This is a genomic window from Enterobacter oligotrophicus, from assembly GCF_009176645.1.
In the GTDB taxonomy this organism is placed as follows: domain Bacteria; phylum Pseudomonadota; class Gammaproteobacteria; order Enterobacterales; family Enterobacteriaceae; genus Enterobacter; species Enterobacter oligotrophicus.
Genome location: NZ_AP019007.1, coordinates 1,390,727 through 1,407,104 on the forward strand (window position 1 = coordinate 1,390,727; position 16,378 = coordinate 1,407,104).

Sequence of the window (16,378 nt, forward strand, 5' to 3'; positions counted from 1 at the left end):
GGAGAAAGGATGAAACTGTCACGCGTAAGTGCCGTTAACTGGAACAAAATTCAGGACGATAAAGACCTGGAGGTGTGGAACCGCCTGACCAGCAACTTCTGGCTGCCGGAAAAGGTGCCGCTCTCAAATGATATTCCGGCCTGGCAGACGCTGAGCCACGCCGAGCAACAGCTGACGATCCGCGTCTTTACCGGCCTGACGCTGTTGGACACTATCCAGAACACCGTGGGTGCGCCCGCGCTGATGAGCGACGCCCTGACGCCGCACGAAGAGGCAGTGATGTCGAACATCAGCTTTATGGAGGCGGTCCATGCCCGCTCCTACAGTTCGATTTTCTCAACACTGTGCCAGACCAAAGATGTCGATGCGGCGTATACCTGGAGTGAAGAGAGTGAATCCCTTCAGCGGAAGGCGAACCTGGTGCTGGACTATTATCAGTCCGACGAGCCGCTGAAGAAGAAAATCGCCAGCGTGTTTCTGGAATCCTTCCTCTTCTATTCCGGCTTCTGGCTGCCGATGTACTGGTCGAGTCGCGGCAAGCTCACCAACACCGCCGATTTGATCCGTCTTATCATTCGTGATGAAGCGGTTCACGGGTACTACATTGGGTATAAGTACCAGAAAGGGCTGGAGAAAGTAAGCGTAGCGAAGCGTGAGGAACTGAAAGGTTTTGCCCTCGATTTGCTGATGGATCTCTACGATAACGAACTGAGCTATACCGAAGAGCTGTACGCCGGAACGGGCTGGGAGGAGGACGTGAAAGCGTTCCTCTGTTACAACGCCAACAAAGCGCTGATGAACCTCGGCTACGAGGCGCTATTCCCGCCGGAAATGGCGGAGGTGAATCCGGCGATCCTGGCGGCGCTGTCACCTAACGCTGACGAAAACCACGATTTCTTCTCCGGGTCTGGTTCATCGTATGTGATGGGTAAAGCTGTGGAGACCGAAGACGAGGACTGGGATTTTTAATGGACGTGTTAACGTTCATTAATTTAATTTAAATCTGACGATTTCCTCCCTGATATTGTCATAGCAGCTACACTGTAATTTCCACGTCATATTCGCCTGAATCACTCCGATTCAGGCGAAATTTCCCGATGCAGCAGCAAAAAATTCAGAAAAATTCAAACCACGCTCAGCCCTTTACTCATGGGAAATTCAGCCGTTTCGCTTGCGGCAAAATTCATGCCATAAGCCGACTCAGGGTTGTCTCAGATTCTCAGTATGTTAGGGTAATGCCAGTTAACTATTTACCATGGTAATCATATCGACATAAGCAAATAACAGGACACTCTCTATTGCATGGCAATTAAATTAGAAGTGAAAAATCTTTATAAAGTATTTGGCGAGCATCCACAGCGCGCGTTCAAATATATCGAGAAAGGACTTTCGAAAGAGCAAATTCTGGAAAAAACCGGGCTGTCGCTTGGCGTTAAAGACGCCAGTCTGGCCATTGAAGAAGGCGAGATTTTTGTCATCATGGGGTTATCCGGCTCGGGTAAATCCACTATGGTTCGCCTTCTCAATCGCCTGATTGAACCCACCCGCGGACAGGTGCTGATTGACGGCGTGGATATCGCCAGAATATCAGACGCTGAGCTTCGCGAGGTGCGCAGAAAAAAGATTGCGATGGTGTTCCAGTCATTCGCGCTCATGCCACATATGACGGTATTAGATAATGCCGCCTTTGGTATGGAATTAGCGGGCGTTGCTGCCGCTGAGCGTCAGGAAAAAGCGCTCGATGCGTTACGTCAGGTGGGGCTGGAAAATTATGCTCATGCGTACCCGGATGAACTTTCCGGTGGGATGCGTCAGCGCGTGGGATTAGCCCGCGCATTAGCCATTAATCCAGACATATTATTAATGGATGAAGCCTTCTCGGCGCTCGATCCGTTAATTCGTACCGAGATGCAGGATGAGCTGGTAAAATTACAGGCTAAACATCAGCGCACGATTGTCTTTATTTCCCATGATTTAGATGAAGCCATGCGTATTGGCGACCGTATTGCCATTATGCAAAATGGTGAAGTGGTGCAGGTCGGCACGCCGGATGAAATTTTGAATAATCCGGCAAATGATTATGTGCGTACCTTCTTCCGTGGCGTGGATATTAGCCAGGTATTTAGCGCCAAAGATATTGCCCGCCGCACGCCGAACGGCATTATTCGTAAAACGCCAGGCTTCGGCCCGCGCTCCGCGCTTAAGCTGCTGCAGGATGAAGACCGTGAATACGGTTATCTGGTTGAACGCGGCAATAAATTTGTCGGCGTTGTCTCCATCGACTCTCTGAAAAACGCCCTCAGCGAAAACCAGGGAATCGATGCGGCGTTAATCGACGCTCCGCTTGCCGTGGACGCCGAAACGCCGCTCAGCGAGTTGCTCTCTCACGTGGGCCAGGCTCCGTGTGCCGTGCCGGTAGTGGGTGAGAAACAACAGTACGTCGGCATCATCTCTAAACGCATGTTGCTGCAGGCTTTAGATCGCGAGGGGGCAAATAATGGCTGATCAATCTAACCCGTGGGGCACCACTGAAGCGGCGGACAGCGCTGCACAATCTGCCGATGCGTGGGGTTCCACGCCTGCACCTGCCGATGGCGGCGGTACGGCAGACTGGCTGAATAGCGCACCCGCACCTGCGCCAGAACACTTCAATATTATGGACCCATTCCACAAGACGCTGATCCCGCTGGACAGCTGGGTCACAGAGGGGATTGACTGGGTGGTTACGCACTTCCGTCCGGTCTTCCAGGGTATCCGTGTGCCGGTGGATTACATCCTCAACGGCTTTCAGCAGCTGATGCTGGGCATGCCGGCTCCGGTCGCCATCATCCTGTTCTCCCTGATTGCCTGGCAGTTCGGTAGCGCAGGTATGGGGATCGCCACGCTGATCTCGCTGATCGCTATCGGCGCAATTGGCGCGTGGTCGCAGGCAATGATCACCCTGGCGCTGGTTCTGACCGCCCTGCTCTTCTGCGTGGTGATCGGCCTGCCGACGGGGATCTGGCTGGCGCGCAGCCCACGGGCGGCGAAGATTATTCGTCCGCTGCTGGATGCGATGCAGACCACTCCGGCGTTCGTCTACCTGGTGCCTATCGTTATGCTGTTCGGTATCGGTAACGTGCCGGGCGTGGTGGTGACCATTATCTTTGCCCTGCCGCCGATTATCCGTCTGACCATTCTGGGCATTAACCAGGTGCCGGGAGATCTGATCGAAGCCTCACGCTCGTTCGGGGCCAGCCCACGTCAGATGCTGTTTAAGGTTCAGCTCCCGCTGGCGATGCCAACCATTATGGCGGGCGTTAACCAGACGCTGATGCTGGCCCTTTCGATGGTTGTTATCGCCTCGATGATTGCCGTCGGCGGGCTGGGTCAGATGGTGCTGCGCGGGATTGGCCGCCTCGATATGGGGCTGGCGACCGTCGGCGGCGTCGGGATTGTGATCCTCGCCATTATTCTTGACCGCCTGACGCAGGCTGTCGGTCGTGATTCACGCAGTCGCGGCAACCGTCGCTGGTATACCACCGGCCCTGTCGGGTTACTGACCCGCCCATTCACAAAATAAGGAACAACGATGCGACATCACGTACTTTTTGCCACAGCGTTTGCGACCCTTGTCTCCACCAGCACGTTTGCGGCTGACCTGCCTGGCAAAGGCATTACCGTGCAACCGGTTCAGAGCACCATTTCGGAAGAGACTTTCCAGACCCTGATCGTCAGCCGTGCGCTGGAGAAACTGGGCTATACCGTTAACACGCCAAGCGAAGTGGATTACAACGTGGGCTACACCTCGATTGCCTCCGGTGATGCCACCTTTACCGCCGTCAACTGGCAGCCGCTGCACGACGATATGTATACCGCCGCCGGGGGTGACAAGAAATTCTATCGCGAAGGCACCTTCGTGACCGGTGCGGCGCAGGGTTACCTGATCGACAAAAAAACCGCCGACCAGTACCACATCACCAATATTGAGCAGTTGAAAGATCCGAAGATCGCCAAACTGTTCGACACCAACGGCGACGGCAAAGCTGACATGATGGGCTGCTCGCCGGGCTGGGGCTGCGAGGCGGTGATTAACCACCAGAACAAAGCCTTTGACCTGGCGAAAACCGTAGACGTCAGCCACGGCAACTACTCGGCAATGATGGCCGACACCATTGCCCGCTTCAAAGAAGGCAAGCCGGTGATCTATTACACCTGGACCCCGTACTGGGTGAGCGACGTGCTGAAGCCGGGCAAAGATGTGGTGTGGCTGCAGGTGCCGTTCTCCTCCCTGCCAGGCGAGCAGAAAGATATCGACACCAAACTGCCGAACGGCATGAACTATGGTTTCCCGGTGAATACCATGCACATCGTGGCGAATAAAGCCTGGGCAGAGAAAAACCCGGCAGCGGCGAAGCTGTTCTCGGTAATGAAACTGCCGCTGGCGGATATCAATGCGCAGAATGCCATGATGCATGCGGGCAAATCGTCTGAAGCGGATATCAAAGGCCATGTTGATGGCTGGATCAAAGCTCACCAGCAGCAGTTCGATGGCTGGGTGAAAGAGGCGCTTGCGGCGCAGAAGTAAAAACACAACCCTTACCCCTCACCCTAACCCTCTCCCCAAAGGGGAGAGGGAACGTTGACCACCCTCTTCCCTTTGGGGAGAGGGCCGGGGTGAGGGGATCAAACCGCCCCCCCCCCCTAAACCGCACAATACAGCACGTAACAATCCCCCAACATTCACAATCATTCGTTATTATGGTTTCCGGAAAAATAATCACTTAACTCACGATCCCTGAACCTGATGACAAAAACATCTCACGGGCTTAGCCCGGCACTCATCCTTTTAATGTCCGTGGCAACGGGTCTGGCCGTCGCCAGTAACTATTACGCGCAACCTCTGCTTGATACCATCGCCCGCGCATTCAACCTCTCCGCCAGTTCAGCAGGCTTTATTGTTACCGCCGCACAGCTCGGTTATGCCGCCGGGCTACTGTTTCTGGTGCCACTGGGCGATATGTTTGAACGGCGGATGCTGATTGTCTCCATGACCTTACTGGCCGCAGGCGGGATGCTCATCACCGCCAGCAGCCAGTCGTTAACGATGATGATTATCGGCACCGCGCTGACGGGGCTGTTCTCCGTCGTCGCACAAATTCTGGTGCCGCTTGCCGCCACGCTCGCCTCACCGGAAAAGCGTGGCAAGGTGGTGGGCACCATTATGAGCGGCCTGCTGCTGGGGATTTTGCTGGCGCGTACCGTCGCCGGACTGCTGGCAAGCCTCGGCGGCTGGCGTACCGTTTACTGGGTGGCGAGCGTGCTGATGGTCGTGATGGCACTGGCGCTGTGGCGCGGGCTGCCAAAAGTGAAGCAGGAGAACCACCTGAATTATCCGCAGCTTCTCGCCTCGGTTTTCAGCCTGTTCACGCAGGATAAACTGCTGCGTACCCGCGCGCTGCTCGGCTGTTTCACCTTTGCTAACTTCAGTATTTTATGGACGTCAATGGCGTTTCTCCTTGCCGCGCCACCGTTTAACTATTCCGAAGGGGTGATTGGCCTGTTTGGTCTGGCTGGTGCCGCGGGCGCGCTGGGCGCACGTCCGGCGGGCGGCCTGGCGGATAAAGGGAAATCGCATATGACCACGACCGCCGGGCTGATTTTACTGCTGCTCTCCTGGGCGGCAATCTGGTACGGACACATCTCCGTACTGGCGCTGATCGTCGGTATTCTGGTGCTCGATCTCACCGTTCAGGGTGTGCATATCACCAACCAGACCGTGATTTACCGCGTGAAGCCGGAGGCGCGAAACCGCCTTACTGCCGGATACATGACCAGCTATTTTATCGGCGGTGCCGCTGGCTCGTTAATTTCAGCATCGGCATGGCAACATGCAGGCTGGACAGGTGTTTGTACAATCGGGGCCATTGTAGCGGCGCTGAATCTGCTGGTCTGGTGGCGCGGTTACCATCGCCAGGAGGCGATTCATTAAGTTTTACATTGCTTTGGGCCTCTGAGGGTGTAAAGGGGCCCTGCACTCTGTTAATGTAAACATAATCATTTATCCCAGAAATTTTAATGTGGGTGACATATTAACAACCGGCATGAATAGTTCAGACCCCCCGTCCCCACTGCCTCTCCCCCAGGGTGCCACACCCATCTTTTTTGTGCCTACCGGGTCACGGACTTACCCGGCGCTTTATGATCGTGACATTTATTTGGCGGATATAACCGCACAAATAATTCATTTACATTATTTGTCACTATCGTTACTATATCGGCTGTAATTAATGAGGTTATACCCAAATGGATAGTTCGTTTACGCCCATTGAACAAATGCTTAAATTCCGCGCCAGTCGTCATGAGGACTTCCCGTACCAGGAGATCCTGCTGACCCGCCTGTGCATGCACATGCAGGGGAAACTGCTGGATAACCGTAATAAAATGCTGAAAGCTCAAGGGATTAACGAGACATTGTTTATGGCGTTGATTACGCTGGAGTCTCAGGAAAACCACAGTATTCAGCCGTCTGAGCTGAGCTGCGCACTGGGTTCATCCCGTACTAATGCCACCCGTATCGCTGATGAGCTGGAAAAACGCGGCTGGATCGAGCGCCGTGAAAGCGACAACGATCGCCGTTGCCTGCATCTGCAACTGACCGACAAAGGTCACGAATTCCTGCGCGAAGTGCTGCCACCGCAGCACAACTGCCTGCACAAACTGTGGTCTGCCCTCAGCACCGCCGAGCGCGACCAGCTTGAGCACATCACTCGCAAGCTGCTCACCCGTCTGGATCAGATGGATGAAGATGGCGCTATTCTTGAGGCGCTGCGCTAAGCGACGACACGCTCAACCATCCAGATTTATAAGAAAACTGACAGGCCAGCACGTCACACTGCTGGCCTTTCTGACAACAGGTCGGCCCAGCCGATGTGAAAAATAAGAAGATCGTGGAGAACAACAATGAGCGCAAATGCGGAGAACACAACCCCGCAGCAACCGGTCAACAAGAAAGGCAAACGTAAGAGCGCCCTTCTTCTGCTGACCTTGCTCTTTATTATTATTGCCGTGGCATATGGGATCTATTGGTTTTTGGTATTGCGTCACGCTGAAGAGACAGACGATGCATACGTGGCAGGGAACCAGGTACAAATTATGGCGCAGGTGTCGGGCAGCGTGACGAAAGTCTGGGCTGACAATACCGACTTTGTGCAAAAAGGGGATGTGCTGGTCACGCTCGATCCGACCGATGCTCAGCAGGCGTTTGAAAAAGCGCAGACTGAACTGGCGTCCAGCGTCCGTCAGACCCGCCAGTTGATGATCAACAGCAAACAGCTTCAGGCCAGCATCGACGTGCAGAAAACGGCACTGGCGCAGGCGCAGAGCGACCTCAATCGTCGTGTGCCGCTCGGCACCGCCAACCTGATTGGCCGTGAAGAGTTGCAGCACGCCCGTGATGCCGTTGCCAGCGCGCAAGCACAGCTTGACGTGGCGATTCAACAGTACAACGCTAACCAGGCGATGGTGCTGGATACCAGCCTGGAAAACCAGCCAGCCGTGAAACAGGCGGCGACCGAAGTACGCAACGCATGGCTTGCCCTGCAACGTACCAAAATCGTCAGCCCGATGACCGGCTACGTCTCTCGCCGCTCCGTGCAGCCAGGCGCGCAGATTAGCCCAACCACGCCGCTGATGGCGGTGGTTCCGGCGGACAATCTGTGGGTAGATGCGAACTTCAAAGAGACGCAGCTTGCCCATATGCGTATCGGCCAGACCGCGACGGTCGTCAGCGACATCTACGGTGATGACGTGAAGTACACCGGTAAAGTGGTTGGCCTGGATATGGGGACCGGCAGCGCCTTCTCCCTGTTACCTGCGCAAAACGCCACCGGTAACTGGATCAAAGTGGTTCAGCGTCTGCCTGTGCGTATCGAGCTGGATGCAAAACAGCTGGCGGACCATCCGCTGCGTATTGGCCTCTCTACGCTGGTGACGGTCGATACCGCCAACCGCGATGGCCAAATCCTGGCAAGCCAGGTCCGCAGCAGCCCGGCTTATGAAAGTAACGCCCGTGAAATTAGCCTCGATCCGGTCAATAAGCTGATCGATGACATCGTGAAGGCAAACGCCGGTTAATCCGAAGGTGAGCGTTATGCAACAGCAAAAGCCGCAAAAACCGCTGGAAGGCGCGCAACTGGTCATTATGACCATTGCGCTGTCGCTGGCGACATTCATGCAGGTGCTGGACTCCACCATCGCAAACGTGGCGATCCCCACGATCGCCGGGAACCTTGGCTCATCATTAAGCCAGGGGACCTGGGTCATTACCTCGTTCGGGGTGGCGAACGCCATCTCCATTCCGATCACCGGCTGGCTGGCGAAACGCGTCGGTGAGGTGAAGCTGTTCCTGTGGTCAACGATAGCCTTTGTTCTCGCCTCCTGGGCGTGCGGCATGTCCACCAGCCTGACGATGCTGATTTTCTTCCGCGTCATTCAGGGGATTGTCGCCGGGCCGTTGATTCCGCTGTCGCAGAGTTTGCTGCTGAACAACTACCCGCCCGCCAAACGCTCCATCGCGCTGGCGCTGTGGTCGATGACCGTGATTGTCGCGCCGATTTGCGGGCCTATCTTAGGCGGCTATATCAGCGACAACTATCACTGGGGCTGGATCTTCTTTATCAACGTCCCGATTGGTGCCATCGTGGTCATGATGACGCTGCAGTCACTGCGCGGCAGGGAAACCCGGACGGAACAGCGGCGAATTGACGCCGTGGGGCTGGCGCTGCTGGTTATCGGCATCGGTAGCCTGCAGGTCATGCTCGACCAGGGTAAAGAGCTGGACTGGTTCAATTCGCGGGAGATTATCATCCTGACAATTGTCGCGGTGGTGTCGCTTAGCTTCCTGATTGTCTGGGAGCTGACCGACGATAACCCGATAGTCGATCTCTCGCTGTTTAAATCGCGAAACTTCACGATAGGCTGTCTGTGTATTAGCCTCGCCTACATGCTCTACTTCGGCGCAATCGTTCTGCTGCCGCAGTTACTGCAGGAGGTGTACGGTTATACCGCGACCTGGGCGGGGCTGGCGTCTGCGCCTGTGGGGTTAATTCCGGTTCTGCTGTCGCCGATTATCGGCCGGTTCGCCCATAAGCTCGACATGCGCCGCCTGGTGACATTCAGCTTCATTATGTATGCGGTGTGCTTCTACTGGCGTGCGTATACGTTCGAGCCGGGGATGGACTTTGGTGCCTCCGCGTGGCCGCAGTTTATTCAGGGCTTTGCGGTAGCGTGTTTCTTTATGCCACTGACGACCATCACGCTTTCCGGCTTACCACCTGAGCGAATGGCGGCGGCATCGAGCCTGTCGAACTTCACCCGAACGCTGGCGGGCTCCATCGGGACGTCGATCACCACCACCCTGTGGACTAATCGTGAATCGATGCACCACGCCCAGTTAACCGAATCGGTGAACCCGTTTAACCCGAATGCTCAGCAGATGTATAACCAGCTGCAGGGGATGGGGATGACAGAGCAGCAGGCATCCGGCTGGATTGCCCAGCAGATCACCAACCAGGGGCTGATTATCTCGGCAAACGAGATTTTCTGGGTCTCGGCGGGGATCTTCCTCGTTCTGCTGGGGCTGGTGTGGTTTGCTAAACCGCCGTTTGGTGCCGGTAGCGGCGGCGGTGGTGCGCACTAGCCCTGTGCACGGGTTGCCGGGTGGCGGCTACGCCTTACCCGGCCTACGATAACCGGCACATCCGTAGGCCCGGTAAGGCGTAGCCGCCACCGGGCAACAATCGCCACCCTTGTCCAGAACGCGACAACGATTGTCAGTTCCGATAAAGCAGCGCGCCTGAAATCGATTCACGATAGTGAAAAGACAACAGGAGCGCATCATGCTGAACACACCCGCCGACAAATACCAACCTTATCCCGTCATTTCCCTGCCCGACCGTCGCTGGCCGGAACAACGTATCACCCATGCACCGCGCTGGCTCTCGACCGATTTACGCGATGGCAACCAGGCGCTTGCTGAACCGATGGACAGCACGCGCAAGCTGCAGTTCTGGGAGCTGCTGCTGGACTGCGGGTTTAAAGAGATTGAGGTTGCTTTCCCCTCCGCCTCCCAAACGGATTTCAACTTTGTCCGACAGTTGATTGAAGAGAATCGCATCCCGCATGACGTCACCATTCAGGTGTTAACCCAGGCAAGAGACGATTTAATTCGCCGTACCTTTGAGTCCCTGCGCGGCGCGAAACAGGCCACGGTTCACCTGTATAACGCGACCGCCCCGCTGTTTCGCCGTCTGGTGTTCGGCATGGAGAAAGCGCAAATTGTCGAGCTGGCGACTCGCTCCACGCGGCTTATTCGCCAGCTGTGCGAAGAGAATCCCGACACCCGCTGGCAATACGAATACTCCCCGGAAACCTTCTGCTTTACCGAGCCGGAGTTTGCACTGGAGATTTGCGAAGCGGTGGCAGAAATCTGGCAGCCGTGCGATGCGCGTCCGATGATTATTAACTTACCGGCCACCGTCGAAGTAAGCACGCCGAACGTCTATGCCGATCAGATTGAGTATTTCTGTCGTCATTTCAGCCGCCGCAGCGATGTCTGCATCAGCGTGCATCCGCATAACGATCGCGGGACCGGCGTCGCCAGCGCAGAGCTGGCCGTGATGGCGGGCGCAGACCGCGTTGAGGGCTGTCTGTTTGGCAACGGCGAGCGCACGGGCAACGTCTGTCTGGTGACGCTGGCGATGAATCTCTACAGCCAGGGAATTCGCCCGAACCTGAACTTCAGCGATATGAACCACGTGGTCGACGTGGTGGAAACCTGTAATCAGCTGCCGGTACATCCACGGCATCCGTGGGCCGGGCGGCTGGCCTACACCGCTTTCTCCGGCTCGCACCAGGATGCGATCAAAAAAGGCTTTGATGCCCGTAAACCCGGCGAACGCTGGGAGATGCCGTATCTTCCCGTCGACCCGCAGGATATCGGCTGTTCCTACGAAGCGGTGATCCGCGTTAACAGCCAGTCAGGAAAAAGCGGCAGCGCCTGGATCATCGAACAGAATCATGGTCTGAAATTACCCCGCGCCCTGCAGCAGGACTTTAGCCAGCATGTACAACAGGAAACGGACCGTCACGGAAAAGAGATGACGCAGAACGCGCTCTGGCAGCTGTTCCGCAGCCGCTACGGGCTGATTGCAACACCGCAGTTTGCATTGCAATCGTACCGCAGCGACAGCCAGCAGGACGGCCAGTTACGCCTGACGGCAAGCGTAGCTGCGCAAGGGGGGACTCGCCAGCTTGAGGGACAGGGTAATGGTCTGTTGTCCGCCGCTGCTAACGGTCTGAGTCGCTGGATAAATATGCCGTTTATGATCAAAGATTATCATGAGCATACGCTGGGGGAACGCAGCGACAGCCGCTCAGTGGCCTATATTCGCTGCCTGTTCCAGGATGGCAGCAGCCGCTGGGGCGTGGGTATCGACAGCGACGTGGCACGCGCGTCTATTCAGGCATTGTTTAACGCCGTCGGTCAATCTTTGAAGTAATCACTGGGAGAGATGCCCATCACCCGGCGAAACATCGCTGTAAAGGCGCTATGGCTGCCGTAGCCTAAATCCAGCGCCACGCGTAACACCGGCTGGCCCTGCGCCAGCCGCAATAACGCTTCCATCAGGCGTGCCCTTCTTACCCATTCACCGTAGCTCAAGCCCGTCTGCTGCTGAAAATGACGGTTAAGGGTGCGCTCACTCATGCTGGTCTGGCTGGCTGCCAGCTTGCCGCTCCAGCTTTCGCCTGGCGACTGACGGATCTGTTGGCAGAGCCTTTGTAGCGACTCACTTTCCGGCTCCGGCAGGTGAAATGGCAGTACCGGCATAATGCGGATTTCATCCAGGATCAGTTCATACACCCGTTCTTCACGGCTACCGGGTGAGTAAGATTCAGGAAGCGCAAAGCTGGCAAGGATCAGCTCGCGTAACAACGGGGAGATCTGCACGATCTGACAGGTCGCGGGGAGATCGGCACGCGCCAGCGGATCGATGAACAGCGTGCGAGCCGCTACGTTTCCGGTAATACGAAGCGCATGCCGGGTGCCCGCCGGAAGCCAGACGCCCCGGCCCGGAGGGACCACCCAACAACCGGAGGCGGTATCCACCCGTACCACACCGCTCAGACTGTGCAGCAGTTGGGCGCAGTCGTGCTGGTGCCACGGCTCGCTGTCGCCATGAGCATAATCATGGGCAAACGGAACGAGGGGGCGATGGGTAAAGGAGAAGGTTGACGTTGTGGTCAAAGGAGGCACCGGCCAATTGTAGGCCCGGTAAGCGAAGCGCCACCGGGCATCCACAGGCACACGACTAGATGTGCAGTTCCTGCAGTTTTTCTTTCGGCAGGGCCAGCTCGTCGTTGCTGTTCACGCGAACATCACGCTCGATGATGTGACGCGCGATCTCCTGCGCTTCTTCCAGAGAGTGCATCTGGTAAGTACCGCATTGATACACGTTCAGCTCAGGGATCTGGTTCTGCTCTTTTACCTTCAGCACGTCCGCCATTGCTGCTTTCCACGCATCCGCGACGCGGGTCTCTTCAGGCTGACCAATCAGGCTCATGTAGAAACCGGTACGGCAGCCCATCGGAGAAATATCGATAATCTCCACGCCGTTGCCGTTCAGGTGATCGCGCATAAAACCGGCGAACAGGTGCTCCAGAGTATGAATACCTTTTTCCGGCATCACTTCTTTATTCGGCACACAGAAGCGCAGATCGAAAACGGTGATCGTGTCGCCGTGCGGGGTGTGCATGGTCTTCGCCACACGTACAGCAGGTGCTTCCATACGGGTATGGTCGACAGTAAAGCTATCTAATAACGGCATACGTCACCTCCGATAGTGATTTTTTTTAAAATAAACTGAACTCTTCTACAGAATGTGCGTCTGAGTATATGAAAGACGCGCATTTGTTATCATCATCCCTGAATTCAGAGATGTATATTTTGGCCACAGCGATGTGGCCTTTTTCTTTTGGTTCAAGCCTGCTTTGCCAGAAACACCTCAAACGGCTCGGTATCTGCCGCTTCCACCTCTTTCTGGCGCATCACTGAAGCATCTCGCTCTGCAACAAAATCCGCTTCGCTCAAAATTTCTAACGGCTCACGCATCAGCATCTCACGGTATTCTGCACCCAGTGCGCGTCCGGTTCCACCAATGCCCTGATCAATCATAGAACGCAGAATACGTGCTGAGAATGTCAGTTCAGGATTATCAAAACATTCGACCAGCTGATCGCAGACGTTTTGATACTCGTTACCGCCATAAACGCTGTCCATCGTTTGAGCGACGCGTTTCAGATCGTGGAACAGATCTTTACCCACTTTCGCCAGCGGGAACTGGGCTGTTTCACAGCCGATACCCAGTGTCAGGCCCGGCTTGCGTCCTTCCAGGATCACGCGATTCCAGTTGGTGCGGGTACAAAGAAGCTCGTCAGAACTCATCTCCGGCGCATCTGCCAGCACGCACCAGACCATAAACAGATCCAGGAAGCGAATCTGCTGTTCATCAACGCCAATTGGTGAGAACGGGTTGATATCCAGCGAGCGCACTTCAATGTATTCAATGCCGCCGCGCTGCAGCGCATCCGACGGCGTTTCACCGCTACGGGTAACGCGCTTCGGACGAATCGGCGCGTACAGCTCGTTTTCAATCTGCAGCACGTTGCTGTTAATTTGCAGGCGCTTACCGTCTTTTTCGAGGCCGATTTTCTCGTACTCTTCGGACGGGGTTTTGATCGCCCGCTTCAATCCTGCCACATATTCGTGCAAATCGTTAAACGTAATACCGAGATTGCTTTGCGATTTATTGGTATAGCCAAGATCGCTCAGGCGCAAAGAGGTAGCGTATGGCAGGTAGTACATCCCGCATTCGGTTTTCTCGAACGGCAGCGTGGTCGGTTTCCCTTGCAGGAAGGAAGAACAAATCGCCGGAGATGCGCCAAACAGATAAGGAATGACCCAGCCGAAGCGATAGTAGTTGCGGATCAGGCGGAAGTAGCCTGCAGAGATCGCTTCTTTATCAGTTTCACCGCATTTCGCCTGCCAGAACGCCATCGGCAATGAGAAGTTGTAATGCACGCCGGAGATGGTCTGCATCAGCGCGCCGTAGCGGTTCTTCAGACCTTCGCGATAGAGCGTTTTCAGCCGCCCAATATTCGAGGTACCGTATTGTGCCAGCTCAATATCCTGCCCCTGCTCGATATAGCACGGCATACTGAGCGGCCACATACGCTCGTCGCCCAGGTTACGGGCGGTGAAGCGATGGACGTCACGCAACGTCTTCAGCATATGATCAATATCGCCATCGACCGGCGTAATGAACTCCAGCAGCGCTTCGGCGAAATCGGTTGTGATCCATTTATGTGTCAACGCTGAGCCTAGCGCCTTCGGGTGACCCGTTGTCGCTAAGCTGCCATCCGCATTAACGCGCAGCGTTTCGCGCTCAAGCCCACGCTGAATACCCTTCAGTGCCTGAGGGTGGTTTTCCAGCCAGGCCAGCGCCTGTGATACGTCCGGGATCAATTTGACCTCCCGCCTGTCAAAAAATTGTCACTCAGCATAATTGTAATGGTTGACGATTGAAGGTCGCGAATTCATTCCACCAATTAGTGCCACCACGTCATACCCTGTAGTGTTACTCCTGCCACGAGGACATAGCGTAACGCCTTGCCAAGGCACAAAAAAAAGAGCACCGGTCCCCAGGAGATGCGCATCCATCCCGCCAGCAGACACAGCAAATCACCTATTACAGGCATCCAGCTTAGTAACAGCGTGGCAGCGCCATAACGTTTTAGCCAGCCAACTGCCTTTTCCTGCCAGCGTGATTTTTCACGCAGCGGAAAGAAACGCCCAAGAATAACGTTAGTCAGCCCTCCAAGGCTATTACCCATTGTTGCTATTAACACTAGCAACCACGGCTGACTCACGCCGGACAACAGCATCGCCACCAGCACCACTTCCGAATTACCCGGTAACAGCGTCGCGCTTAAGAAACTGCTGGCGAATAATGAAGCAAGTGACAGCGCGTCACTCACAATAAGCGGACGTCAACCGCGGCCATTCCGGCATCACGCGCGGCCTGAATACCGAAATCGGCATCTTCAAACACGACGCATTTTGCCGCGGGGACACCCATTAACTCTGCACAAAGCAGGAAGGTATCCGGTGCGGGCTTGTGATTTTTAACATGATCGGCAGCGACGACGGCTGAAAAATAGTGGCGCAGGCCAAGATGATTAAGCAACGCCTCTGCAATGGCGCTCTCACTGCCCGTCCCGACCGACATAGGACGACGTCCGTGCCACTCTTTAACCACATCAATAAGTGGCAGAGGACGCACCGTGTCCAGCAGCATGGCTTTCACCGCGTCGGTTTTTTCGCGCGCGAGCTGGTGTGGGTCAAGATCGGCCTGATTGAGTTCAATCACGGCCTGCGCGATACGCCAGGTTGGAGATCCGTTGAGGGCAATCATTGCCTGTAAATCGAAACGCATACCGTAACGACCCAGAACGTCAGTCCAGGCTTTGCGATGCGTAGGTTCGGTATCCAGGATGGTGCCATCCATGTCGAAGATCAAACCGTCATACTGTGCGTACATCGTGCTCTCGCTAAACGATTAACAAAGCATTACTTTATCGTAAATGGTGGTTTTTGTCGCTGATTGCGAAGTGATAACAATGAGAGTGATTAAGAACTAAACATTGCAGGGGATGACAAGAAGAGATGGTGCATCCGGGAGGATTCGAACCTCCGACCGCTCGGTTCGTAGCCGAGTACTCTATCCAGCTGAGCTACGGATGCATCGGGATTTACTGCTGTACTGCTCGATATTCATATCGCTTCTAAAGCAATATGAAGTAATAGATGGTGCATCCGGGAGGATTCGAACCTCCGACCGCTCGGTTCGTAGCCGAGTACTCTATCCAGCTGAGCTACGGATGCATCGGGATTTACTACTGTACTGCTCGATATTCATATCACTTCTAAAGCAATATGAAGTAATAGATGGTGCATCCGGGAGGATTCGAACCTCCGACCGCTCGGTTCGTAGCCGAGTACTCTATCCAGCTGAGCTACGGATGCATCAGGATTTACTACTGTACTGCTCGATATTCATATCACTTCTAAAGCAATATGAAGTAATAGATGGTGCATCCGGGAGGATTCGAACCTCCGACCGCTCGGTTCGTAGCCGAGTACTCTATCCAGCTGAGCTACGGATGCAAAATGGCGGTGAGGCGGGGATTCGAACCCCGGATGCAGCTTTTGACCGCATACTCCCTTAGCAGGGGAGCGCCTTCAGCCTCTCGGCCACCTCACCACACAACGCCTCTTTCG

General features: G+C 55.2%; 14 protein-coding genes and 5 tRNA genes. 9 read left to right on the forward strand and 10 right to left on the reverse strand.

Annotated elements, in window-relative coordinates; all coding sequences use genetic code 11:
• Positions 1–9: 9 nt before the first annotated feature.
• From nrdF to leuA, 9 genes are all read left to right on the forward strand, one after another.
• Positions 10–969 (forward strand): class 1b ribonucleoside-diphosphate reductase subunit beta, encoded by a 960-nt coding sequence (nrdF, locus tag EoCCA6_RS06540; protein WP_152081983.1) that lies wholly within the window; start codon positions 10–12, stop codon positions 967–969.
• 333 nt (positions 970–1,302) lie between these two features.
• Complete coding sequence (gene proV, locus EoCCA6_RS06545) at positions 1,303–2,505, forward strand: glycine betaine/L-proline ABC transporter ATP-binding protein ProV (protein WP_152081984.1); 1,203 nt, start codon at positions 1,303–1,305, stop codon at positions 2,503–2,505.
• On the forward strand, positions 2,498–3,562 hold the full coding sequence (gene proW, locus EoCCA6_RS06550; RefSeq protein WP_152081985.1) for a glycine betaine/L-proline ABC transporter permease ProW: 1,065 nt from the start codon (positions 2,498–2,500) through the stop codon (positions 3,560–3,562). The genes proV and proW overlap by 8 nt, the downstream gene beginning before the upstream one ends.
• Positions 3,563–3,571: 9 nt before the next feature.
• Complete coding sequence (gene proX, locus EoCCA6_RS06555; protein WP_152081986.1) at positions 3,572–4,567, forward strand: glycine betaine/L-proline ABC transporter substrate-binding protein ProX; 996 nt, start codon at positions 3,572–3,574, stop codon at positions 4,565–4,567.
• 219 nt (positions 4,568–4,786) lie between these two features.
• A complete protein-coding gene (locus EoCCA6_RS06560) occupies positions 4,787–5,971 on the forward strand; it encodes an MFS transporter (protein WP_152081987.1) in 1,185 nt (394 codons plus the stop codon).
• A gap of 314 nt (positions 5,972–6,285) precedes the next feature.
• Positions 6,286–6,816 (forward strand): transcriptional repressor MprA, encoded by a 531-nt coding sequence (gene mprA / locus EoCCA6_RS06565; protein ID WP_152081988.1) that lies wholly within the window; start codon positions 6,286–6,288, stop codon positions 6,814–6,816.
• A 126-nt stretch (positions 6,817–6,942) separates the two neighbouring features.
• A complete protein-coding gene (gene emrA, locus EoCCA6_RS06570) occupies positions 6,943–8,115 on the forward strand; it encodes a multidrug efflux MFS transporter periplasmic adaptor subunit EmrA (RefSeq protein ID WP_152081989.1) in 1,173 nt (390 codons plus the stop codon).
• A 16-nt stretch (positions 8,116–8,131) separates the two neighbouring features.
• Positions 8,132–9,679: a multidrug efflux MFS transporter permease subunit EmrB gene (gene emrB / locus EoCCA6_RS06575; protein WP_152081990.1), complete on the forward strand. Its 1,548-nt coding sequence runs from the start codon at positions 8,132–8,134 to the stop codon at positions 9,677–9,679.
• A 199-nt stretch (positions 9,680–9,878) separates the two neighbouring features.
• Positions 9,879–11,540 (forward strand): 2-isopropylmalate synthase, encoded by a 1,662-nt coding sequence (gene leuA, locus EoCCA6_RS06580; protein ID WP_152081991.1) that lies wholly within the window; start codon positions 9,879–9,881, stop codon positions 11,538–11,540.
• Here leuA and EoCCA6_RS06585 read toward each other — a convergent pair.
• From EoCCA6_RS06585 to EoCCA6_RS06630, 10 genes are all read right to left on the reverse strand, one after another.
• Positions 11,525–12,286, reverse strand: a complete 762-nt coding sequence (locus EoCCA6_RS06585) for an AraC family transcriptional regulator (protein WP_152081992.1) — start codon at positions 12,284–12,286, stop codon at positions 11,525–11,527. The genes leuA and EoCCA6_RS06585 overlap by 16 nt on opposite strands.
• Before the next feature lie 64 nt (positions 12,287–12,350).
• Complete coding sequence (luxS, locus tag EoCCA6_RS06590) at positions 12,351–12,866, reverse strand: S-ribosylhomocysteine lyase (protein ID WP_152081993.1); 516 nt, start codon at positions 12,864–12,866, stop codon at positions 12,351–12,353.
• Between the two features lie 152 nt (positions 12,867–13,018).
• Entirely contained in the window at positions 13,019–14,563 is a 1,545-nt protein-coding gene (gshA, locus tag EoCCA6_RS06595) for a glutamate--cysteine ligase (RefSeq protein WP_152081994.1), read from the reverse strand.
• Positions 14,564–14,646: 83 nt separating this feature from the next.
• Positions 14,647–15,075 carry a YqaA family protein gene (locus tag EoCCA6_RS06600; RefSeq protein WP_152081995.1) on the reverse strand — a complete coding sequence of 143 codons (429 nt, stop codon included), beginning with the start codon at positions 15,073–15,075 and terminating at the stop codon, positions 14,647–14,649.
• Positions 15,072–15,638, reverse strand: coding sequence for a fructose-1-phosphate/6-phosphogluconate phosphatase (yqaB, locus tag EoCCA6_RS06605; protein WP_152081996.1), 567 nt, complete (start codon positions 15,636–15,638; stop codon positions 15,072–15,074). The genes EoCCA6_RS06600 and yqaB overlap by 4 nt, the downstream gene beginning before the upstream one ends.
• Before the next feature lie 126 nt (positions 15,639–15,764).
• A tRNA-Arg gene (locus tag EoCCA6_RS06610) sits at positions 15,765–15,841 on the reverse strand.
• A 64-nt stretch (positions 15,842–15,905) separates the two neighbouring features.
• Positions 15,906–15,982 (reverse strand) — tRNA-Arg (locus EoCCA6_RS06615).
• Between the two features lie 64 nt (positions 15,983–16,046).
• Positions 16,047–16,123, reverse strand: a tRNA-Arg gene (locus EoCCA6_RS06620).
• 64 nt (positions 16,124–16,187) lie between these two features.
• Positions 16,188–16,264, reverse strand: a tRNA-Arg gene (locus EoCCA6_RS06625).
• Positions 16,265–16,268: 4 nt separating this feature from the next.
• A tRNA-Ser gene (locus tag EoCCA6_RS06630) sits at positions 16,269–16,361 on the reverse strand.
• Positions 16,362–16,378 lie beyond the last annotated feature (17 nt).